Here is a 23,245-nt window from a genome sequence, read left to right as displayed (position 1 = left end):
TTTTACTTTTTTTGCTGCATGAAATACATAGTACAATAAAAAATACCATTATTAGTTTAGTTTTATACATCGATTTTTTCATATTTTATAGAATCAGATATTACATTTTTATATTGTACTCGTAAACTTAAATTTGCTTTGGTAATTATACCAATGGGTTTTAGAATTTGCACTCCTGCATTGTTCTTATTAAATGAATCAATTTTTGCTAAAATGTCGCTGAGCGAGATATTAGCATCGGTTGCCATATTTAATAAATATTTAGCAAAAGAACCTGCAATATCTTTTTTAAAATCATCAGTAGTATTATTAAAGGTATAATCATTTGCTGCTTTAACGTAGACATCTGCGTGCGTAGAAATATCAGTTTTAAATCCTGATTTTCTATTATCCTCAACATGAAAAATCTCATGTTTAATAACACTTTTAAAGTTATTAATATTATTCAAAAAAGGACTTAACCCACCATTACTATTAAAAATAATTGTACTAACTTTTCGAGTCCATGCAGGATTTTTTGAAGATAATACATCTCCTTTCTCCACATTAATCAAAATGTCTTTTCCGCTACCTCCGAGACTTTTTGCTATAATCGCTGCTAGATTTTTTACCCTTTGCAAAACACTTGGCGAATTTACATCTGCCTCTGAGACTAAGGTATAAATATTTCCTTTATCTGCCTTTATTTTAACGACACCATTGGTAATAATGTAGTCTCCGTTGCTTACGGCATTCAGGGCATTTTCATACGATTGTGGTGTATCTACAGGCATATCCATTCCGCCAATAATCAAATCTTCGTTATCATTAACGGGCAAGACAAATTCTATCTTCATAATGTTATCAACAAAAACCACATTTGCCATTACAGTCTTCAAATTACCATCTGTACTATGCTGTGAACCTTCATACTCTGATGTTTCGGCATCCTGAGGTGATAAACTGGCTATAGCAATTGGCGAATTCGAAAATACTTCGACGGTTAATTTGGTATAAATATCAATTCCGTTCTCATCTTTTTGAGGATCAGAAAAGGTTATGGTTCCCACTACAACTCCGTTTATAACTAAATTCGAAACATATTTGTTCGCACTATTACTTGTGTCACGCAGCACTTTTACCGCCTGGGTATGTGTTTGCCCGGGTTTTACTGCTTTTGTCAAAGTAATTAAAGAACTCGTTTGTCGATTTACAGCATTACTAAAGCCACCACCGGAGCTTGCCTGCCCCGGATTGGTAGGGTAATTAGTATTTTCATCGTTGTTCGGGTTATCACTATGCGGGGTAGAATCTTTACCAAGATTGTCCCAATCATAATCATATGCAAAATCCGGTGGAGCCTCGTGTTCATTTTTTGGCGGAATATCCAGATTATCTAATTCATTCAATCCGTGAAAATCAAATGGAACCTCACCGCCTTCAGGAGGTTGTGCCGTTAGTGTACTGCTAAAAATAAACAATACAAACAGTAACAATATGGTACTGCCTTGTTTTAAATTTTTTATCATGGCTTATTTTTTTATTATGGTTCTGGTGTGTACCTTACTATTTTCCTGCACTTGTACAATGTAAAAGCCTTTGGATAAATTTGCTGTATCTACTGTAAAGGACTGGTTTCCCGCTTCAAGATTTGTTACCGCAACTTTTTGTGTTTGTGCCGTGGCTACGCTAATAAGATTAAGCTGTACTTGGGCAGGTTCTTTTAAATCAAAGGCAATATATAACTGCTCATTAAACGGCACAGGATATACCTTAATAAACTCTGCTTTTTGCGATGCTAATGCTAAAAGCAGTGCTTCGTCCTGAGCAGAAACGGTATTGTTTTTTGGTCTCAAAACCAATGTTACAGGCATTCCCGGTTCACGCCAGTTATCAATAAAACTATCTATGTCTGCTAATAAATACGGTACATTGTTATGGGTTTTCAGCGTTAGGTTCATTCCTAAAATTTCAAAATTGAGCTTTTCGTTTTTAAAATCATGCGGATATAACTGATCCAGTTTAAACTTTAAATCGTTAACAAACAAAACATTGTCTTTAAGCAAAGCCGTATTTTCAAAAGTTTTGCCTTCAAAAATTATTTTAGTGTGTAAATCGCCTTGTTCATTTTTACTTAAACTTATGTCTATAGGCAAAATGCGCTGCGGTGTAGTTCCTGACCAGTCGTATTCTACAAAACGTCCTGTCCATTCGCCTACAATGTTTTTTTGTTTGATATTTTGGTGTAGCGCTTCTCCCGAAACCACAATTTCCCTGCTGTCAGCAATTAGTTCAGGATCAATTTTTTTATCTCCTTTATTGGCTTCATGAATGGCATTTTCTGCCTGATTTAAAACCAGATCTCGTTTTTCTGTTTTTAGGTTTCTTAAAAAAGCGACACTGTTAGGCGTTTTATTTCCGTAGAAACATTCCAGAGCTTTCTCTGTATCCTGAGGCACACCGTATCCTAAATAATAGCAAACTCCCAACCAGTGTTTTGCCATTTCATAGTCGCTTTTTTTATACCATTCTGTTGCCAGTTTGTAATTTTGCGGTACACCAAAACCTTTCATGTACATATAGCCTAATAAGTAAGTGGCCCGGGCATTTTTTTGATCAATAGCCTTATGAAACCATTCAATAGCCTTGTTTAAATCTATTTTACAGCCATATCCGTGGAGATATAAAACCGCCAAATTGTTTTGGGCTATCGCGTTGCCACTTTTGGCTGCATTTTCGATATAGGTAAATCCTTTGGCTTCATCTTTTTCTGTACCCATGCCGTACACATACATAAGTCCCACATAGTTTTGAGCCATTGGATCTCCGGACTCTGCGCACGATGAAATGTCCTGAAATAGCTGACTGTAATTTTTATAAAGTTTATTACTGTCTAAAATTTGTTTAGCTTTTGCTAATTTGACTGTGCAGTCAACCTGCGCTACAGCTCCCAGAGCTGTGAACAGGAAAATAAGGGTATACATCTTTTTCATATTCTTTTTTTTGGCTAATAGTTAGTATTCGTATTGATTGTGGCATTTAGTTCATATCAGTTCCATTGGAAACTGTTTGTATTTCCTTCCCCTCCTTCAGAAGCTTTTATATTATATTCTTTGCACATTTTTTTTAAATCTTTTTCAAAATTGAATCTCAGAATTCCGAGTTTTGGTTTTTGCAGTGTTTTATCATAACTGTAATACGCTGATGTTACGAGCTGATGTAAGTGATAATGATACACCAAACCGGAAAGTTTCTTTTTCTGATCATCGTTTAGATTGTCATTACTAGCAATTATTTGCCTAAACTCTAATCTGGCGCTCTCGTTCGCTTCTGTCCTGTAATCTGCCATAGCAAACTCACAGTATTCTTTATAAGTCAGGAAACCGCTTATTTTTTTAGCGTAATAATTTCTGGCATTGTTAATTTTAAAATTGTAAAGTGTTCCCGGATCCTGAATACTATACGGCGCAGATGCCTGTTTCTTTTTTGTATCTAAATCTTTTAGCACCTTATTTCTTTCTTCAATTATTTTAAGCAGTTCAGTCATTTTAGTATCTGTTAAACCCGCTCGTTTGGCACTTTCATAAAAATTTTGCTGTATGGCAGATTCGGTTAAATTTTCTTTTTCATCCTGAATGTTCATTCCTTTCGATTCTGGATTTTGTGCATAAAGTCCCGTCATAAAAAAGAAGATGGCGAAAACGGGAGCGATTAGTTTTTTCATATTAAAAAATTTTAATTATTTATAATGCGGTACAATTAGTACCATTCTATTTGTTTTGTTTGGGAATTAATTCTAAAAATGCGCTCGTAACCATTACTTTTTGGGCATAACACTAAAAACAATCCGTTGTCCGGTATTTTAGAAAATCTGATAAAATCATTTTGTGCTTTGGCTTCCTCGATTTTTTTCCAGCCATTGTCCCAGACATAGAGTTTAAAAATTTCATTTTCGAATACTTCAAATGAATTAAAATCAAGTGTTGGTCCTTTTATGGTTTTATCACGGCTTATGTTGTACGAAAAAGTTTTTGAATAATCAGGACGCAGCAATTGCTGTTTTTTATCCTGATCTAAAAAAATTGGATAATGAGCATAATTCATTTTTTGTGTGTTTGAATTATAGAAGCTCGGTAAATACACTATTTTAGTACCTGCGTTTTCAAATTCAATAGTGTTATTGACTCTTTTTCCCCAATCAATTACATTCCATTTAGTGAGATTAAATACATTGAGATAACCAATAGTATCTTTGTTTGCAGCTGCAACCGGACAAATTATTTTTGCTGTAGGAACATATTCTGCCGTTACATCGAGAATATTTTTCTCTCTCAAAAAACCTTTTGGTATTGATAACGTGTCCTGCAAAAAAGCCAGCGTATTTTTCTGGATAGAATAGGTTTTTCTAAAAACTTTTGCTAGGCGTTTTTCGGTTGCGTTATAAGCATAAGGCAGACCTTTAGGATTACCAAAACAGTTTCCGTTAAACGGAATATGTTTTCCGTTTTCATCAATTACAGTATCCCAAAAATGTCTTTTGGAAGATGCTCCATAAAAAGGCGTAAAATCAAAAGTTATGGCAAGACCTACAGATCTGCAGGCGAGCAAGGTTAAGTTCGCAAGATCGTTGCAGGCGCCTTCACGTCTAAAAAGCAATTGTGCAGGACTCAAATAAGCAATTGGATCCGGGCGGCTATCTAAAAATCTAAAATTTTTGAGAGCCAAAATTGTTTGAGTGGCTACATCTACAGGATCTTCTTTGTTAGTAACCGTATTAACAGCACCGGAAACAAGAACGCTATAATCCTCACGCCAGTCTTCTAAAGGTTCTGTTAAACTTCTGTAAGGTAAAATGTATTCGCAAAAAGTTTTAAAATCGTAGGATTTCGACCACGGATTATTTTTCCATACATGAAAAGCCAGATTAATATTCTTAATTAATAACTCGGGAGTTATCAGATTAACATCCATTATTTTATAAACTTTCGGAGTAATCTGTATACTGTCCTGTAGTTTTTTAAAAGCTTTTACAGCAATTTCCAGATTAGGATAATTGAATTCATTAAAATCAATTATTGCATCACTTTTGTCTACCCAATTATAGTTTTCGCTATAATGAATATCCATATTTGAAATTAAAAACCGCGCAGCTTCCTGCTTTTCTGAGTCGAATTGATAATGGTTTAAAACGGTTTTCTCTAAATTAACTTTCAAAACATCAAATTGCGAAATCGATTGCGAGAAAAAAGTATAAGAAACCAGCAAAAAAGTAATTGTAAATATCTTTATCATTTTATATAAGTTAAAGATTACAATTTTATACTAAAAAAGTAAGAAAAAAAATAAAAAATGTTAAATTTACGCGGCTTTCTTAGGATTTAATCTCGAATACAATATGAAAATTCAAAAAATAACTTGTTACCTGTTGATTTTACTAGCATTATCACTATTTAGCTGTAAGATTGAATTGTTGCCATTTTTGAAAGGAAAATATATTTATTGGCTAATTGCAAGTACATTTGGAAGCCTTTTTCTGTTGGTAAACCTTCAAAAACAGCCATATAAGTTAAACTACTTTGACATTATTGTCTTAATTCTTACCTCTATAGGTTTATTAAACTTCATTTATCTGTCTAACGCAACAATTTATAATGTAACTATTTGGTATTATTTCGGCTATCTTATGCTATATATTACGTTGAGACAAAAACTTTTTGGCAAAGAAGTCATTCAAAAAAATCTACGCTTTGTACTTTATTTTATAAGTATAACAGCTCTTTTAAATGTCATTATTGCTGTTTTACAGAATATTTATATTCTTCATTCGTCAAATGAATATTTTAGTTCAACCGGATTATTTTTTTCGCCAAATCAATTAGGGATTTATCTTGCTCTTGGCTTGATAAGTACTTTTGAAATACTTAGAAATGCTACCAAAAAAAGTATCAGAATCATTTTATGCATTACGCTTATTGTTCTGTTGTATGGTTTGTATTTGTCTGAATGCAGAGGCGCTTATTTAGGAGTAAGTGCCGCTATTTTATTTCGCTTGTATATAGTAAGACAAAAAATAAAAAACTATTCTAAACCAAAATTATCTGCGGCTATCTTACTTATAACTTTGGCGCTATTTTTAATAATTGGAAACACCAATTCGGTAAAATCAGAGTCAGTTTCAGGCAGAATGTTCATCATAAAACAAACATTTGAACAAATTATGAAAAATCCTTTAGCGGGTTATGGAATTGATTCGTTTTCATTAAAATATAATGCAGCCAAAGCGAACTATTTTGCAACAGAAAGACCGTGGAATGAAATTAAAAATGCAAGCTATATTTATAGTGCCAATAACGATTTTATTGAATTAGCTTTTGAATTTGGTATATTATGGATGCTTATTTTTACTTATCTTATAATCAGGTTGCTTTCTTATTCACTTCAAAGCACGGAAACGCAAACATGTGCACTAATTTTAATTTGCCTCCTGTTTTTCGCATTGACAAATAGCATATTGTCAGTTCCTCTTTTTCTTATTATTGGCTGTTATTGCTTTGTAAATATTATTAATTTGATTGACAATAAACCAATTTATACCTTTAATAATTATGTTTTTTTTCAAATAGGAATTGTCGTAATTCCATGTTTGTTTTTAGCAATTATTTTTTTAAGACTAAATGCAGAATATAAGTTACTAGATTATTATAATGGAAAACGACATTTTACAAGCTTAAAAAATATTGAAAGCTACATAACGCGAATTGATGCAAAAGGAGAAGAATTTTTTATGACTGGTGGAGTTTTACTAAAAAATAAATATCCATCAGAAGGTATTCATTATTTAGCAAAAGGTTTCGAATATTCAGGGAAACCAAGTTTGGGAAAAATTTTAGCCGGATTTTATCAAAAACAAGGGAAATACAATGAAGCGGAAAAAATTTATTTATACAATATGAATGTTGAGCCCTTTAGGTATGATGCTAATATGGATTTGTTTAGATTATATGTTAAAACAAATCATGAAGCAAAAGCCAGGGAAATGGCTTTTAGAATTATCCATTTACCAATCAAAATTCCATCTGAGAAAATTAATGACTACAAAAAAGAAGCAATACTTTATTTAAGAAAAACTAAAAAATGAATCTCATTTTATATAAAACAAAAAAAAGAGCCGACAATACTTTTCGCGTTTTTTATAAATGAATTTTATTCGTTCCAGAAATAACCATAACCTGAAAAAACCGAACATATTTTAAACTTAAACCTCAAAATTATTTAAAATGTATACAAAATATAATTAACTGATTTACAACATTTAAGAGTGTGTTTATTAAATTTTCAAACGATTTCTTACTTTTTTAAGATGTTTTTCTCTTTATTTGTAAATAAATTAATACAAAAAAATAAACTCAATAGTCGCTATGGAAATAATCATCAAACTTTCTCAATTTTTATTGAGTTTATCGTTGCTTATAATATTACATGAACTAGGACATTTTATTCCTGCAAAATTATTTAAAACAAGAGTTGAAAAATTTTACTTATTTTTTGATGTTAAATATTCTCTGTTAAAAAAGAAAATTGGCGAAACTGAATATGGAATTGGCTGGTTACCACTTGGTGGTTATGTAAAAATTTCAGGAATGATCGACGAAAGTATGGACAAAGAACAAATGGTTTTGCCTGCCAAGTCTTGGGAATTTCGCTCTAAACCAGCTTGGCAACGTTTAATTATTATGTTAGGTGGCGTGACAGTCAATTTTATTTTAGCTTTTATCATTTATATTGGAATGGCTTTTACATATGGCGATTCCTATCTTGCAAATGCCGATCTCAAAGATGGCCTTCTAATTGAGAATGAAGTAATGATTGCGGCTGGATTTAAAACTGGAGATAAAATCCTATCAATAGATGATGAAAAAATTAAAAAGTTCAACACAGATATGATCATGAAAATCATGATGTCTAAAAAAGTGCTTATTGAAAGAAATGGTATTCAAAAAGAAATTAAAATGCCAATTGATTTTGTAGATCAATTATCAAAAACAGATAAAAAAAAGCCTGTAATATCAATTAGGGTACCATCTACAGTTTCTGAAGTTGACCCTAATTCAATAAACAAGGAATTAAAGCCAAAAGATGTTTTTATATCTTTAAATGGTCAAGAGTCAAGGTATCTATACGAAGTAGAAGCGATATTAGAAAAAAATAAAAACAAAAGCATAACGGTCACTTTAATTAGAAATGGGGAAGAAAAACAAATTCCGATTATTGTTTCTAACGAAGGAAAAATAGGAGTTCAATTTGAATTTTACAAAAATAAAAAACAAGAATTCAATTTTTCGGAATCTATCTTTGCAGGACTTCAAAAAGGAAAAGAGCAATTAGTAAGCTATGGCAATCAACTCAAAATGATTTTTAGTCCTGAAACAAAATTGTATAAACAAGTTGGTGGATTTGCAGCTATTTATAAAATTTTCCCTAGTGTATGGAACTGGGAAACGTTTTGGAGTAACACAGCTCTTTTATCTATTATGCTTGGAGTAATGAACCTGTTACCTATTCCTGCACTCGATGGAGGTCACGTAATGTTTTTACTTTACGAAATAATAAGTGGTAAAAAACCTAGTGACAAATTCCTGGAAAACGCTCAAATTATTGGTTTTGTATTACTTATTGCCCTACTTCTATTTGCGAATGGAAATGATATTTATAAGGCATTCAAATAGTTCATAACGGGAATAATATTCTTAGTATATAATTTTATAAAAAAGCGCAAAGTCTAAATAGACGTTTGCGCTTTTTTTTACTTAGAACCTTCGTTTTCTTTTTCTTCCTTCTGCATATTCAGTAAATAGGCCATATTCTTAATTACGTGATCATGTTTTTTTACAAACGGGTTTTCTTCGTTCCAAACATAACCTGCGAGAACCGAACAAATTTTTTCTTTTACTTCCGGATTTTCCGGTTGGTGAAAAAATAAAGTTTGTAAATTTCCGGTATACCATTCTTTCACGTAAGTGGTAAAAACAGCAATTCCGCTTTTCATATATTCTGTAAATTCAGTTTCCCAATCTACAGCAATTCCCTGCGATTCTTTAATATATAATTTCGCTGCCAGCATTCCGGATTCTGTCGCGAAAGCAACTCCCGAAGAAAAAACAGGATCTAAAAATTCAGAACTATTTCCCGTTAAGGCAAAACCATCGCCATACATTCTTTTTACCGCTCTTGAATAATTTTCTAATTTCACGGGTTCAAACAAAAACTCTGTTCCTTTAAATCTTTTAATATAATAATCCGACTTTTGAATTGCGTTTCTCAAAGCTTCGGAATTATCTTTATTTTCTGAAAGTGAATTGATAAAATCTGTTGGACCAACAACGCCCAAACTTGTATTTCCGTTAGAAAATGGAATTACCCATAACCAAACTTCGGTCTCCAGAATATCAAACGAAATTTGAGTTCCTTCTTCGCCTTCTTCTCTGTTAATATCTTTTACATGCGTAAAAATCGAAGAATGCGGATCTAGTTTTGATGGCGTATCAAGATCTAAAAGTCTTGGTAAAACGCGTCCGTATCCGCTGGAATCAATAATAAATTTAGCGTGAATTTCTTTTAGGTTTCCGTCTTTATCTTTTACGATTGTTTTCGAATTTTTTCCTTCAAAGGAAACTTCCAAAACTTCCGATTCAAATTCAAGATCGATTCCTTTTCTAACAACTTCCTGCGCCATTGTGTTGTCAAAATCAGCTCTTGGAACCTGCCATGTCCAATCCCAGCCTTCTCCAAATTTTTGACTAAAATCAAAAACACAAATTTCTTCGCCTCTGATAAAACGTGCGCCCAGTTTTTTCTCGAAATTCATCGCATTAAGGCTGTCCAAAAGTCCTGCTTCATCAAAATGATCCATAACTCTTGGGATAAGGCTTTCGCCAACAACAAGCCTTGGAAACTTTGTTTTTTCTACAACTTTTACCTTAATATTGTTTTTATGAAGATAAGATGCCGAAACACATCCGGATGGTCCTGCACCTATTACTAAAACATCAACAAACTCCTTTATCATATTAAAAATGTTATCAATTATTAACCTACATTTGCCATCATCAAAATAACTACATTTATTTTGATAAATAAAATTAAATTAGCGCAACCAAAAACAATTTAATGAACACAATTAATGAATATTTAAGTTTAGCAGAATTCGAATCCATAATATTTGGAAATAACAAAGTTGTTGTGAGCGACGTTGTTTTAAATCGAGTTAATGAAAGCTTTAATTTCCTAAAAGAATTTTCAGGAAATAAAGTTATTTATGGCGTAAATACTGGTTTTGGCCCAATGGCTCAATACCGAATTAAAGAATCTGACCAGATTCAATTACAATACAATTTAATTAGAAGCCACTCTTCGGGAACAGGAAAACCATTAAGCCCTGTTTGTGCAAAAGCAGCAATTTTGGCCCGATTAAATACCTTGTCATTAGGTAATTCTGGAGTTCATCCTTCTGTAATTCATTTAATGGCTGAGTTGATTAACAGAGATATTACTCCGTTAATTTTTGAACACGGCGGCGTTGGAGCCAGCGGTGATTTAGTACAATTATCACACTTAGCTTTAGTTTTAATTGGCGAAGGCGAAGTTTTTTATAAAGGTGACAGAAGACCAACTCAGGAAGTTTTTGAAATTGAAGGTTTAAAACCAATTCAGGTAGAAATCAGAGAAGGTCTGGCTTTAATAAACGGAACATCTGTAATGACCGGAATTGGAGTTGTAAATGTTCATCATGCAAATAAATTATTAGACTGGTCATTAAAAGCTTCTTGCGCCATAAACGAATTGGTTCAGGCTTATGATGATCACTTTTCTGAAGAATTAAACCAAACAAAACGTCATAAAGGACAACAGGAAGTGGCTGCAAAAATGAGAGCCAATCTTTCTGACAGTACTTTAATCCGTAAAAGAGAAGATCACTTATATTCCGGCGAAAATACAGAGGAAATTTTTAAAGAAAAAGTTCAGGAATATTATTCACTGCGTTGCGTACCTCAAATTTTAGGTCCGGTTCTTGAAACAATAAATAACGTTGCCTCTATTCTTGAAGACGAATTTAACTCGGCAAACGACAACCCAATTATCGACGTAAAAAACAAACATGTTTATCACGGAGGTAATTTTCACGGCGATTATATTTCGCTTGAAATGGATAAATTAAAAATTGTTATTACCAAATTAACGATGTTGGCAGAACGTCAGTTGAATTATCTGTTGAATTCAAAAATCAACGAAATTCTTCCTCCGTTTGTCAATTTAGGAACATTAGGATTTAATTTCGGAATGCAGGGCGTTCAATTTGTTGCAACCTCAACAACTGCCGAAAGTCAGATGTTATCAAACCCAATGTACGTTCATAGTATCCCGAACAACAATGACAATCAAGACATTGTAAGTATGGGTACAAACGCTGCCGTTATTACATCAAAAGTAATCGAAAATTCATTTGAAGTTTTGGCGATTGAATTGATTACCATTGTTCAGGCGATTGATTATTTGGCACAAAAAGATAAAATTTCATCTGTTACCAGAAAATGGTACGATGATGTTCGAAAAATAATTCCTGTATTTAAGGAAGATCAGGTTATGTATCCGTTTGTTCAGCAGGTAAAAGATTATCTTATCAATAGTTAAGCTTTTACTTATATTATTAATATTGAATTTTAAAACCATGAAAAAACCACTTATTTTTTTGTTGCTATTCTTTATTCAATTTGTTAATAGTCAGGAATTGGCATTAGTTAAAAAGAATTCGAAAATTGGATATATATCTAAAGACGGATCTTTTAAAATCGAACCTCAATACAAATCTGCTAAAAGTTTTTCTGAAGGTTTGGCAGCTGTTGAAAATAACGGAAAATGGGGATTTATCGATACAAAAGGAAGCTGGGTAATTCCTGCATCTTTTGAAAATGCCAAAGATTTTAACAGCGGAATTGCGATCGTACAACAAGGTAAGGATTGGGTTTACATAAATGAAAAAGGAGAGGTTTTGAAAGCTCCTGCTTCTGAAAAATTATTTGATTTTAACAATGGTGTAGCGTTTATAAAACAAGGAAACAAAATTGGATTAATTAATTCAAAAATGACCGTTGTTTTAGAACCAAAATACGACATGATAAAACCTTTTGAAAATGGTTTTGCAAGAGTTGAACTTAATAAAAACTGGGGAATTATAAATGCTTCCGGTAAAGAAGTAATTGAGCCTGCTTATTCTGAAATTGGAAATTACTTTAAAAGTACTGCCTGGGCGAGAAAAGACAAAACTTTTGGAATTGTAAGTGCCGGAAAATTTATTCCGGTTGATGGTGCCGAAAAAATTTGGGATTTTGAAACGCAGGATTTGACTTATGCCAAAAAAAACGGGAAAATTGGTTTCATCGATCTTAAAGGAAATTGGGTAATTACACCTATTTACGATAAAGCAAAAGCATTCTCTAAAAATTTAGCGCCGGTTTGTGTAGGATCTAAATGGGGATATATAAATCCAAAAGCAGAATTTGTTATTTCGCCAACATATAGTGATGCAGAAGTTTTTAGTCCAAATGGATTGGCTCCTGTCAAAGAAAGTAATTGGGGATTTATCAATGAAACCGGAAAATTGGTCATACCAACTCAATATGGCATTACTTCAAACGGATTTGTTATTGCATTGTTTGTACAACAAGATAAAGGATTTATTGATGGTGTTGCCAGAGTAAAAAACGAAGGAAAATGGGGATTTCTTAAACCAGACGGAACTGTAATAGGAAATCAATGGTTTGATAACGCTGAACTATTTTCGAAATCAAAAGAAAAAAACAACACAACTGAAGCCGTTACAGAAAAAGCGAAACCGGAAACAACAAAACCGGCAGCTGCAAAAACAGTAACAAAAAAGAAGAAATAACAGTTGTGTTCTATAAAAAAATAAAACTTACATAATGAAATCGCCAATAAATAACCGTTTGTGAAACAAACACCAATAAAAAGCGATACCATTTATGACCTATAAAAAATAAAACTTACATAAATGAAATGTGTATTAGTAACGGGTGGTTCAAGAGGAATTGGAAGTGCTATTTGCAAAAAATTAGCCGTTGAATCCAACTATCATATTCTGATTAATTACCATTCTAACAAAACTGCTGCAGAAGAAACTTTGCAGGAAATACAAAAATTAGGCGCAACCGGAGAAATCTTAGGTTTTGATGTTTCTAATTTTGAAGAAGTACAAAAAATATTAACGCAATGGCAGGAAGCAAATCCGGAAGCTATCGTTGAAGCAATTGTAAACAATGCCGGAATTACAAAAGACGGTCTTTTTATGTGGATGACTCCCGAAGACTGGAATGGCGTTATAAACACAAGTGTGAATGGCTTTTTTAATGTAACACAGTTTTTTATTCAAAAAATGTTACGCAATAAATATGGCCGAATTGTAAATATGGTTTCTGTTTCGGGCGTAAAAGGAACTGCCGGACAAACCAATTATTCAGCAGCAAAAGGTGCTATTGTTGCAGCTACAAAAGCACTTGCTCAAGAAGTTGCAAAACGAAATATTACTGTAAATGCAGTTGCTCCGGGTTTTATAAGAACAGATATGACGAGCCAGTTAGACGAAAAAGAATTACTAAAACTAATTCCCGTAAATCGTTTTGGCGAAGCAGAAGAAGTAGCCGATTTAGTAAGTTTTTTAATTTCTAAAAAATCAAGCTATATTACCGGAGAAATTATCAACATTAACGGAGGAATATATTCTTAAAAAATTACTTTGAAAGACCATGAATAAGAGAGTTGTAATTACCGGAATGGGAATTTATTCTTGTATAGGAACTTCGTTAGATGAAGTAAAGGAGTCATTATACAACGGAAAATCTGGTATTCAGTTTGATTCTGAAAGAAAAGAATTTGGTTTTCAATCAGCCTTAACAGGCATGGTTCCAAAAACTGATTTGAAATCTTTATTGACCAGAAGACAGCGTATGAGCATTGGTGAAGAAACCGAATATGCTTATATGGCAACAATTGAAGCACTTAAAAATGCCAATATTGATGATGCTTTTTTTGACGAGCGCGAAGTTGGTATTATGTACGGAAACGATAGTGTATCAAAAGCAATTATCGAAGCTACAGATATTGTACGTGAGAAAAAAGACACCGCTTTAATTGGTTCAGGAGCGATTTTTAAATCGATGAATTCTACAGTTACCATGAATTTGTCAACGATTTTTAAACTTCGAGGCATCAATCTAACTATAAGTGCTGCTTGTGCAAGCGGTTCACATTCTATTGGATTGGCTTATTTTTTAATCAAAAGCGGTTTTCAGGATATTATTATTACCGGAGGAGCGCAGGAAATCAATAAATATGCCATGAGCAGTTTTGATGGTTTGGGCGTTTTTTCATCTAGAGAAAGTGATCCTGAAAAAGCCTCAAGACCATTTGATGCCGGACGCGACGGATTAATCCCAAGTGGCGGCGGCGCTACCTTAATATTAGAAAGTTACGAATCAGCAATTGCGCGTGGAGCTACGATTATTGCCGAAATTGGCGGTTACGGATTCTCATCAAACGGCGGTCATATTTCGACACCAAATGTTGAAGGACCGGCAACAGCCATGCAAAGAGCGCTTGACGATGCACAATTAAAAGCAAGTGATATTGATTATATCAACGCTCATGCAACTTCGACCCCGGTTGGAGACAGCAACGAAGCCAAAGCTATTTTTGAAATCTTTGGAGAAAGCAATCCTTACGTAAGTTCTACAAAATCAATGACTGGTCACGAATGCTGGATGGCAGGAGCAAGCGAAATAATTTATTCAACATTGATGATGCAGCACGATTTTATAGCACCAAATATCAATTTAGAAAATACAGACGAAGACTCAGCTAAATTAAATTTAGTTAAAACTACGTTAAATAAAAAAATTGATATATTTTTGTCAAATTCCTTCGGATTTGGAGGAACCAACTCTGCACTGGTAGTTAAAAAGTTTAAATGAAGCGATGAATAAAGAAGAAATAATAAAAAAAATTAATGGTTTTTTGGTTGATGAATTTGAAGTAGACAATGATGATATTGAACCAGACGCAAATTTAAAAGATACACTAGGGTTAGATAGTTTAGACTATGTTGATTTAGTGGTTTCTATTGAAGCTACTTTTGGTGTAAAATTAGTTGAAGCTGATTTTGTTGGAATTTCTTCGTTTCAAACTTTCTACGACTTAATCGAAAACAAATTAAAAGCTAAAGCCGTTTAATGAGTCAATGGGATGGCAAATCAAAAGGAACAGTTTTAGGCTATAAGATATTCGTTTTTTTAATACAAAAAGCGGGTGTTAAGTCCGCTTATGTCTTACTTTATTTTGTTGCTTCCTATTATTTTTTATTTCTAAAAAAAAGTAATCGGGCAATTTCATATTATTTTAAGGAAAGGCTAAAATATTCCTACTTCAAATCTAAAAAAATGGTTTTCAAAAGTTATTACACTTTTGGACAGACCATTATTGATAAAATCTCTATTTCGGCAGGAATGCGAAATAAGTTCACGTACGAATTTGACGGAATCGACATTCTGAGAAAACTTTTGGCCGAGAAAAAAGGCGGCGTTTTAATTAGTGCTCACATTGGAAACTTTGAAATTGCTGAACATTTTTTTGGAGAAATTGATCTTGACTTCCAAATTAATCTCGTGACTACAGATTTAGAACATTCCGCTATTAAAAAATATCTGGAAAGCGTTACACAAAAACCAACCGTAAAATTCATCATTATCAAAGACGATTTGTCTCATATATTTGAAATAAATGCTGCTTTGGGCAATAATGAATTAATATGTTTTACCGGTGATCGCTATTTTGAAGGAACGAAATCAATTTCCGAAAAAATATTAGGTCAGGAAGCCAACTTTCCTGCAGGTCCGTTTTTAATTGCATCGCGCTTAAAAGTTCCGGTAGTTTTTGTTTATGTTATGAAAGAGCAAAATTTACATTATCATTTATACGCACGCGAAGCCGTTGTAAAACATCGCGACGAAAAAGCACTTTTAAAATCATATGTTGAAAGCGTAGAATCAATGCTGCAAAAATATCCTTTACAGTGGTTCAATTACTTTGATTTTTGGAATCAGTTAAGGTAAAATTCGCTTCGGCTGCTTTTTACTTTTTTTATGAATTTTCATACGATTCATCCTCTAAACACCTCATTTTATTCATAAAAATGAACATCTAAAAACAGAGGAATTCTTCTAATAAAATTAATTACTTTTGCAACTAAACCAAAAAGCCACCAATCTCAAATGAAAAATGTTCTTGTTGTTTATTATTCTCAATCTGGGCAATTAGAAGAAATTGCAAGAAATGTTGCTAAACCATTTCTAAATTCAGAAGATATAAAAGTAACTTTTCACGAAATTCAACTAGAGAAACCTTTCCCTTTTCCTTGGGATAAAAATTCTTTTTTTGATGCATTTCCAGAATCTTTTCTGCAAATTCCAACCCCATTAAAACCAATTCCGGAAGATATTTTAAACACAAAATTTGATCTTGTTTTGATGCATTATCAGGTTTGGTATTTATCACCGTCAATTCCTGTTAATTCATTTTTAAAAAGTGCCGATGCTAAAAAAATATTAGACAACACGCCTGTTATAACCATTAGCGGTTCTCGAAATATGTGGATTATGGCGCAGGAAAAAATTAAAGTATTGCTAAAAGAAGCCAATGCAAAATTGGTAGGAAATGTAGCTTTGGTAGACAGAGTTGGAAATTTAATTAGTGTTATTACTATTGTAGAATGGATGTTCTCCGGAGTAAAGAAAAAATATCTGGGAATTTTCCCACTACCGGGCGTTTCTGAAAAAGACATCCGGGAATCAGAAAAATTTGGAAAAGTAATGCTTTCTGAATTTAACCAGAATAATTTAGCCAATTTGCAGCCAAAATTAACAGGAATTGGTGCGGTAAAAATTAGCTCGTATCTTGTGACTGTTGACAAAACTGCCAATAAAATTTTCAATAAATGGTCAAATCTGATTTATAAAAATAAAAATAACAGAAAACTGCTCCTTAAAGTATTTAATGTTTATTTATTCCTTGCGATATGGTTAATCTCACCAATAGTATATATATTGCACCTTATTACATACCCCATTAAGTTAAATACCATAAAAAAAGAAACTCAATATTATCAAGGAGTTTAGAAGACGAAAGTAGATTATGTTTGAAGTATATATTACCAAAGCCGCAAAATTTTTGCCAAACGAAGCTGTTTCAAATGATGAAATGGAAAGTTATTTAGGCCTTATAAATGATACTGCTTCTAAAGCAAGACGTATTATTTTACGCAATAATAAAATTTTAAGCCGCTATTACGCTGTTGACAAAACAGGAAAAAGTACGCATAGTAATGCCGAGTTAACTCGAAATGCCGTAGAGCAATTATTCGATAAAAATTTTACAGCTCAGGACTTAGAAGTGCTTTCTTGCGGAACCTCAACACCTGATATTTTTCTGCCTTCGCATGCTGCAATGGTTCATGGTTTACTTAAAAACAAATCAGTCGAGCTAAATTCTTCAACCGGAGTTTGTTGTGCCGGAATGAATTCGTTAAAATTTGGTTTTCTTTCTGTAAAATCAGGAAATTCAAAAAATGCTGTTTGTACAGGATCAGAAAAAGTTTCGACCTGGCTTATAGCACAAAAATACAGTCAGGAAGTTAACAATTTAAAAAGTCTTGAAGAGCAGCCAATTATTGCTTTCAAAAAAGATTTTTTACGCTGGATGTTATCGGATGGCGCAGGAGCTTTTTTATTAGAAAATAAACCAGGCGGAGACATTTCTCTTAAAATCGAATGGATGGAAGCTTTTTCATATGCATTTGAATTAGAGACTTGTATGTATGCAGGTGGTGATAAATTAGAAAACGGCGAAATTAAATCATGGAGTGATTATGAGCCGGAACAATTGCTTAACGAATCTGTTTTCGCAATCAAACAAGACGTGAAATTATTGGATGAATTTATACTTTCTAAAGGTGCTGAGAGTATGAAAGATGCCATGATTAAAAATAATATTACATCAGATCAGGTTGATTATTTTATTCCGCATGTTTCTTCAAACTTTTTTGTTGAAGGATTAAAAAAAGGATTGCGTGAACAAGGAATTGGAATGGATGATGAAAAATGGTTCATGAATCTTTCAAGAGTTGGAAATGTAGGTTCTGCCTCGATTTATTTGGCACTTGAAGAATTGATGAATTCCGGTAAATTAAAAAAAGGAGAACGAATTCTTTTATCAGTTCCTGAAAGCGGAAGATTTTCTTTTGCCTATGCTTATTTAACAGTTTGTTAATGGAAAGAACTTTACTTTTAGAAAAAAATGCGGTTGAGGATTTATTGCCACAAAAGTGTCCTTTTGTAATGGTCGATAAAATGTATTCGTATACCGAAACCTCATTAGTTTCTGGTTTAAAGATTCAAAACGACAATATTTTTTTTGATCATAATACTTTTTTAGAAGCCGGATTAATCGAACACATGGCGCAATCTGTTGCCTTACATACAGGTTACGAGTATTTTTTAAGAAATGAAATCGCTCCAACCGGATATATTGGCTCTATTAAAGAAATTGAAATAAAAAAATTACCGAAAATAGACGATACGATTCAGTCAACAGTAACGATTTTGCAGGAATTTGCAGGAATCACTTTAGTCGATATCGTAACGACTTTAAATAATGAAGAAATTGCTAAAGGGCAAATGAAAACCGTTTTAGCCAAATAATATAAGTATGAACACTGCTGCTGTCGACATACAAAATTACTTACCACACCGGGCACCGTTGCTTATGGTGGATTTGATTTTGGAAATCGAATCAGACTTTGTTGAAACGGTATTTTTGATAAAAGACGACAATATTTTTGTTGACAAAGACACTTTTATCGAAGCCGGTTTAATCGAAAACACAGCACAAACCTGTTCGTCTATTGTAGGGAAAAAATATTTTTTTGAAGATGACGGAACAGAAAATGAAAACGTAAATGTACTGGGTTTTATCAGTGCAATAAAAAATCTGAAAATACACGAATTGCCAAAAGTGGGAGACACAATTATAACCAAAGCAAATTTGGTCTCAAAATTTTCAGGCGACGATTATACTTTATGCACCATGAGATGCGAAAGTTTACTTGGCGAAAAAAAGCTTTTAGAATGCGAAATTAATTTGTTCATTCAAAAAACGATTTCGGTTATTTCATAATTTCTATCGAAAATAAAAAGAGTCATGGAAAAAGAAAAAGTACCACAAGACAAAGGCAATCTAACCAAAAATAATCTGAAAGAATTGCTTTATGCAACCGATGAAAATGGCGATTATACCACTACTTTAAGTACTGGTTGGGAGCCAAAAACAATTGCACTCTCAAATTCTATTGACGAAATAAACGAGCGAATTGCCGAAGCAAAACAACAAGTAGAAACTGGCGAAGTTAGTCCGATTTGTTATTTTATGGAAGTCAACAAAATGGATTTAACTATTTTAGCAAGTTACGTAGGACTTTGGAAATGGCGCGTAAAAAGACATTTTAAACCCGCTGTTTTTGCAAAACTAAACGATAAAACTTTACAAAAATACGCCGATGCTTTTGAGATTTCGGTAGAACAATTAAAAAATAGTATAACAGAATAATGCAGACAAATTTCACACACCATCAATCTGCCCATTGCGAAAACGGAGTAGCTTCGAATTTGTTAAAATACAACGGTCTCAATATTAGTGAGCCGATGGTTTTTGGTATTGGTTCTGGACTTCTTTTTGTGTATTTGCCTTTTATAAAAGTAAATCATGCGCCTGCAATTAGTTATAGAACTTTACCCGGGCAAATTTTTAATAAACTCGCAAGCCGTTTAAATTTAAAAATAAAAAGACAAAAATTTTCATCTTCAGTAAATGCCAATAAAGCATTAGATGAAAATCTAAAAAATAATATTCCAACCGGATTACAAGTTGGCGTATATCATTTAAGTTATTTTCCTGATGAATATCGCTTTCATTTTAACGCACATAATTTAGTCGTTTACGGAAAAACCGAAACTGATTATTTAATCAGTGATCCGGTTATGGAAAGCGTTACAACACTTACGCACGATGAACTTGATAAAGTACGTTTTGCCAAAGGCGCTTTTGCTCCAAGAGGACAAATGTACTATCCGATTCAAATTCCGGAAACTGTTGATTTGAAAAGCGCGATCATCAAAGGAATTAAAAATACATGCAGAGATATGCTTGCTCCCGTGCCAATTGTTGGTGTACGCGGCATTAGACTTGTATCAAGGCAAATTAGAAAATGGCCTATAAAACACGGTACTAAAAAAGCCAATCATTATCTGGCACAAATGGTGCGTATGCAGGAAGAAATAGGAACCGGAGGCGGAGGTTTTCGTTTTATATATGCCGCTTTTTTACAAGAAGCATCGGTTATTTTAAATAATGACGAATTAAAAGTGCTGTCGAAAGAAATGACTCAAATTGGTGATTCATGGCGTGATTTTGCCGTAGAAGCTTCACGTATTTACAAAAACAGAAGTGCCAAAGAAGATGCATATAACACCATCGCAGATGAACTTTTGGATATTGCCAATAGAGAAGAAATCTTTTTCAAAAAACTTAAAAAAGCAATAAGCTAAATATATTTTGCATCCAATAATTAAAATAGAATCACTTTCGAAAAAATACAAAAATGCAGAAATGTATTCTTTGAATGATTTTTCGCTGAACATAAACGAAGGTCAGATTTTTGGTTTATTAGGTCCAAATGGTGCCGGAAAAACCACATTAATCTCTATGCTTTGCGGATTGGTAAAACCAACTTCGGGACATTTTACCATTAATGATCTGAACTACGCAAACCATTCTAAAAAAATCAAAAAAATTATCGGTGTCGTACCTCAGGAATATGCTTTATATCCTACACTTACGGCTCGTGAAAATTTGCTTTATTTTGGAAGTATGTACGGCTTGAAAGGGTCGCATTTAAAAGATAAAGTGGTGGAAACTTTAGACCTTTTAGGCTTATTAAAATTTGCCGATAAACGCATTGAAACCTTTTCGGGCGGAATGAAACGAAGAGTGAATCTGATTGCCGGAATTTTGCACAATCCTAAAGTTTTATTTTTGGATGAACCAACAGTTGGTGTCGATGTACAATCTAAAAATGCCATTATCGATTATTTAAAATTCTTAAATCAAAACGGAACGACCATTATATATACGTCACATCATTTGGCTGAAGCCGAAGATTTTTGCAGCAATATCGCTATTTTAGACCGAGGCAGAATTTTTGCCCAGGGAACGCCGTCAAGTTTAATCGCTTCTACAGATGAAGCCAGAAATCTTGAAGATGTTTTTATTTCATTAACCGGTAAAGAATTCAGAGATGGTGAATAAAATTTGGATGTCGGTCGTAAAAGAATTCCTGTTGCTAAAACGAGATTTGGGCGGTTTAATTATTTTGTTTATAATGCCACTGGTACTTGTAATTACCGTTACATTAATACAAGACAGTACTTTTAAAACCATTAGCGATAATAAAATTCCCATTTTATTGGTCGATAAAGACAAAGGTTCTGTTTCTAAAACCGTTTTTGATAATCTCGAAAAAAGCCAGTTGTTTAGTGTTGTCACTCAAATCGACAATAAAACAATTACAGAAGATATCGCGCGCGAAGCCGTTTACAAAGGAAAATTTCAATTAGCCATTGTAATTCCCGAAAATCTAAGTACTGATTTACAGACAAAAATTGATCAAAACGTAGAGAATATTGTAAGCAGTATTGGTTTAACCAATAGTGAAGCGCCGTTAACAACGCCAAAAGCAATAAAACAAAAAGAAGTAAAACTGTATTTTGATCCAGCGGTTCAATTGAGTTTTAAAAATGCGGTTATGAATTCGATTGACAAAATGATTTCTCAAATCGAAACAAAATCAATTTACACCACTTTTCAAAATCAGTTAGGAGAAGGAAATGCCAAATTTGAACAAAAGAGTTTCATTACTTTCAAAGAAATAATTCCGAAAATAAACAACAAAGAAGTACTCCCAAACTCGGTACAGCATAATGTTCCCGCCTGGACACTTTTTGCAATATTTTTTATTGTAATTCCGTTGTCTATTAATATTGTAAAAGAAAAAACACAGGGAACTTTTGTTCGGTTAAGAACCAATCCGGTTTCAAACTTAGTTGTCTTTATCGGAAAAACCATTACCTACTCCATCATTTGTATGATTCAGTTTTATATGATGGTTGCCGTTGCAGTATTTTTATTTCCGCATATTGGTTTGCCTTCCTTAAACATCGAAGGTCATTTATTTTTAATGAGTATTGTTGCTTTATTCTCCGGATTTGCAGCAATTGGTTTCGGCATTTTATTAGGAACCGTTGCAAGTACACAAGAACAATCTGCTCCTTTTGGTGCAACAAGCGTCATTATTTTAGCTGCCGTTGGCGGCGTATGGGTTCCTGTTTTTGCAATGCCAAAAATCATGCAGATTATTGCCAAATCATCACCAATGAATTGGGCATTAGAAGGTTTTTATGATGTTTTATTACGCAACACTTCTTTCTTGGAAATCATACCAAAAATAAGTTTATTGTTTTTGTTTTTTATTAGTACAACATCCATCGCATTATTTTATGACAAAAAGAAAAGAACAGTATAACGAAGCCATTTCTCTAACCGTTTCTCACGAAATCAGAATTCGTTTTAACGAAACTGATCCACTTGGAATCGTTTGGCATGGCAATTATATTACCTATTTTGAAGATGGACGAGAAGCGTTTGGACGCCAGCACGGACTTACCTATCTTGATATTGCAAAAACCGGTTATACTACTCCAATCGTAAAATCAAAATGCGAACATAAATTGTCATTGCGCTACGGCGATGTGGTAACAATAGAAACAACAGTTATTGATACGCCGGCAGCCAAAATGATTTACCGTTTTAAAATTATCGATGCAAAAGGAGAAGTTGCCTGTACGGGCGAAACTGTTCAGGTTTTTTTAGATAAAGAAGGAAATTTAATGCTTACGAATCCTCCTTTTTATGAAGAATGGAAACGAAAAGTGGGACTTCTAAAATAATCTAATTCGCTTCCTGCAAGGTTTCCAGAACCTTGTAGGTTTGAATTTTTAAAGTCCTATTGAACCTATACCTACAAGGTTTTGAA

At 33.2% G+C, this 23,245-nt stretch carries 22 protein-coding genes; 17 read left to right on the top strand and 5 right to left on the bottom strand.

Annotated elements, in window-relative coordinates:
• Positions 1 to 62 precede the first annotated feature (62 nt).
• Genes OLM54_RS17005 through OLM54_RS16990 form a run of 4 tightly spaced genes read right to left on the bottom strand, consistent with a single transcriptional unit; the run spans position 63 to position 5,271 of the window.
• A complete protein-coding gene (locus OLM54_RS17005; protein ID WP_264535762.1) occupies positions 63 to 1,508 on the bottom strand; it encodes a hypothetical protein in 1,446 nt (481 codons plus the stop codon).
• 3 nt (positions 1,509 to 1,511) lie between these two features.
• Positions 1,512 to 2,972: a T9SS type A sorting domain-containing protein gene (locus tag OLM54_RS17000; RefSeq protein ID WP_264535761.1), complete on the bottom strand. Its 1,461-nt coding sequence runs from the start codon at positions 2,970 to 2,972 to the stop codon at positions 1,512 to 1,514.
• Positions 2,973 to 3,028: 56 nt separating this feature from the next.
• A complete protein-coding gene (locus tag OLM54_RS16995) occupies positions 3,029 to 3,703 on the bottom strand; it encodes a hypothetical protein (RefSeq protein WP_264535760.1) in 675 nt (224 codons plus the stop codon).
• Between the two features lie 35 nt (positions 3,704 to 3,738).
• Positions 3,739 to 5,271 (bottom strand): transglutaminase-like domain-containing protein, encoded by a 1,533-nt coding sequence (locus tag OLM54_RS16990; RefSeq protein WP_264535759.1) that lies wholly within the window; start codon positions 5,269 to 5,271, stop codon positions 3,739 to 3,741.
• 103 nt (positions 5,272 to 5,374) lie between these two features.
• Between OLM54_RS16990 and OLM54_RS16985 the strand changes: the two genes are divergently transcribed.
• Together OLM54_RS16985 and rseP are read left to right on the top strand one after the other, a co-directional pair.
• The gene (locus tag OLM54_RS16985) at positions 5,375 to 7,117 is read left to right on the top strand and encodes an O-antigen ligase family protein (protein WP_264535758.1); all 1,743 of its coding nucleotides are present in this window, start codon (positions 5,375 to 5,377) and stop codon (positions 7,115 to 7,117) included.
• 280 nt (positions 7,118 to 7,397) lie between these two features.
• Positions 7,398 to 8,705 (top strand): RIP metalloprotease RseP, encoded by a 1,308-nt coding sequence (rseP, locus tag OLM54_RS16980; RefSeq protein WP_264535757.1) that lies wholly within the window; start codon positions 7,398 to 7,400, stop codon positions 8,703 to 8,705.
• A 77-nt stretch (positions 8,706 to 8,782) separates the two neighbouring features.
• On the opposite strand, the gene OLM54_RS16975 is transcribed toward rseP, so the two are convergent.
• Positions 8,783 to 10,045 carry an NAD(P)/FAD-dependent oxidoreductase gene (locus tag OLM54_RS16975; RefSeq protein ID WP_264535756.1) on the bottom strand — a complete coding sequence of 421 codons (1,263 nt, stop codon included), beginning with the start codon at positions 10,043 to 10,045 and terminating at the stop codon, positions 8,783 to 8,785.
• Between the two features lie 101 nt (positions 10,046 to 10,146).
• On the opposite strand from OLM54_RS16975, the gene OLM54_RS16970 reads away from it, so the two are divergent.
• The 15 genes from OLM54_RS16970 to OLM54_RS16900 all read left to right on the top strand — a co-directional run bounded on the left by OLM54_RS16970 (position 10,147) and on the right by OLM54_RS16900 (position 23,159).
• On the top strand, positions 10,147 to 11,667 hold the full coding sequence (locus OLM54_RS16970; protein WP_264535755.1) for an HAL/PAL/TAL family ammonia-lyase: 1,521 nt from the start codon (positions 10,147 to 10,149) through the stop codon (positions 11,665 to 11,667).
• A gap of 37 nt (positions 11,668 to 11,704) precedes the next feature.
• The gene (locus tag OLM54_RS16965; protein WP_264535754.1) at positions 11,705 to 12,922 is read left to right on the top strand and encodes a WG repeat-containing protein; all 1,218 of its coding nucleotides are present in this window, start codon (positions 11,705 to 11,707) and stop codon (positions 12,920 to 12,922) included.
• A 123-nt stretch (positions 12,923 to 13,045) separates the two neighbouring features.
• Positions 13,046 to 13,777: a 3-oxoacyl-ACP reductase FabG gene (fabG, locus tag OLM54_RS16960; RefSeq protein WP_264535753.1), complete on the top strand. Its 732-nt coding sequence runs from the start codon at positions 13,046 to 13,048 to the stop codon at positions 13,775 to 13,777.
• Between the two features lie 19 nt (positions 13,778 to 13,796).
• Positions 13,797 to 15,020: a beta-ketoacyl-[acyl-carrier-protein] synthase family protein gene (locus tag OLM54_RS16955; protein WP_264535752.1), complete on the top strand. Its 1,224-nt coding sequence runs from the start codon at positions 13,797 to 13,799 to the stop codon at positions 15,018 to 15,020.
• Between the two features lie 4 nt (positions 15,021 to 15,024).
• A complete protein-coding gene (locus OLM54_RS16950; protein WP_042564825.1) occupies positions 15,025 to 15,279 on the top strand; it encodes an acyl carrier protein in 255 nt (84 codons plus the stop codon).
• Positions 15,279 to 16,157, top strand: coding sequence for a lipid A biosynthesis acyltransferase (locus tag OLM54_RS16945; protein ID WP_264535751.1), 879 nt, complete (start codon positions 15,279 to 15,281; stop codon positions 16,155 to 16,157). The genes OLM54_RS16950 and OLM54_RS16945 overlap by 1 nt, the downstream gene beginning before the upstream one ends.
• Before the next feature lie 159 nt (positions 16,158 to 16,316).
• Positions 16,317 to 17,219, top strand: coding sequence for a dialkylrecorsinol condensing enzyme DarA (locus tag OLM54_RS16940; RefSeq protein WP_264535750.1), 903 nt, complete (start codon positions 16,317 to 16,319; stop codon positions 17,217 to 17,219).
• Positions 17,220 to 17,235: 16 nt separating this feature from the next.
• Positions 17,236 to 18,369, top strand: coding sequence for a beta-ketoacyl-ACP synthase III (locus tag OLM54_RS16935; RefSeq protein ID WP_264535749.1), 1,134 nt, complete (start codon positions 17,236 to 17,238; stop codon positions 18,367 to 18,369).
• Entirely contained in the window at positions 18,369 to 18,800 is a 432-nt protein-coding gene (locus tag OLM54_RS16930; RefSeq protein WP_264535748.1) for a hypothetical protein, read from the top strand. Before OLM54_RS16935 ends, OLM54_RS16930 begins: the two co-directional genes overlap by 1 nt.
• A 7-nt stretch (positions 18,801 to 18,807) precedes the next feature.
• Positions 18,808 to 19,275, top strand: a complete 468-nt coding sequence (locus OLM54_RS16925; protein WP_264535747.1) for an ABC transporter permease — start codon at positions 18,808 to 18,810, stop codon at positions 19,273 to 19,275.
• 24 nt (positions 19,276 to 19,299) lie between these two features.
• The gene (locus OLM54_RS16920; protein WP_264535746.1) at positions 19,300 to 19,704 is read left to right on the top strand and encodes a hypothetical protein; all 405 of its coding nucleotides are present in this window, start codon (positions 19,300 to 19,302) and stop codon (positions 19,702 to 19,704) included.
• Positions 19,704 to 20,702: a BtrH N-terminal domain-containing protein gene (locus tag OLM54_RS16915; RefSeq protein ID WP_264535745.1), complete on the top strand. Its 999-nt coding sequence runs from the start codon at positions 19,704 to 19,706 to the stop codon at positions 20,700 to 20,702. The genes OLM54_RS16920 and OLM54_RS16915 overlap by 1 nt, the downstream gene beginning before the upstream one ends.
• 61 nt (positions 20,703 to 20,763) lie before the next feature.
• Positions 20,764 to 21,462: an ABC transporter ATP-binding protein gene (locus OLM54_RS16910; protein ID WP_264538579.1), complete on the top strand. Its 699-nt coding sequence runs from the start codon at positions 20,764 to 20,766 to the stop codon at positions 21,460 to 21,462.
• Positions 21,452 to 22,735, top strand: a complete 1,284-nt coding sequence (locus tag OLM54_RS16905) for an ABC transporter permease (RefSeq protein ID WP_264535744.1) — start codon at positions 21,452 to 21,454, stop codon at positions 22,733 to 22,735. Before OLM54_RS16910 ends, OLM54_RS16905 begins: the two co-directional genes overlap by 11 nt.
• Positions 22,710 to 23,159, top strand: coding sequence for an acyl-CoA thioesterase (locus OLM54_RS16900; protein ID WP_264535743.1), 450 nt, complete (start codon positions 22,710 to 22,712; stop codon positions 23,157 to 23,159). The genes OLM54_RS16905 and OLM54_RS16900 overlap by 26 nt, the downstream gene beginning before the upstream one ends.
• Positions 23,160 to 23,245 lie beyond the last annotated feature (86 nt).

It is taken from the genome of Flavobacterium sp. N1736 (genome assembly GCF_025947065.1).
In the GTDB taxonomy this organism is placed as follows: domain Bacteria; phylum Bacteroidota; class Bacteroidia; order Flavobacteriales; family Flavobacteriaceae; genus Flavobacterium.
The sequence above is the reverse complement of the archived record's forward strand: the minus strand, read 5'-3'. Positions and strand labels throughout refer to the sequence as shown.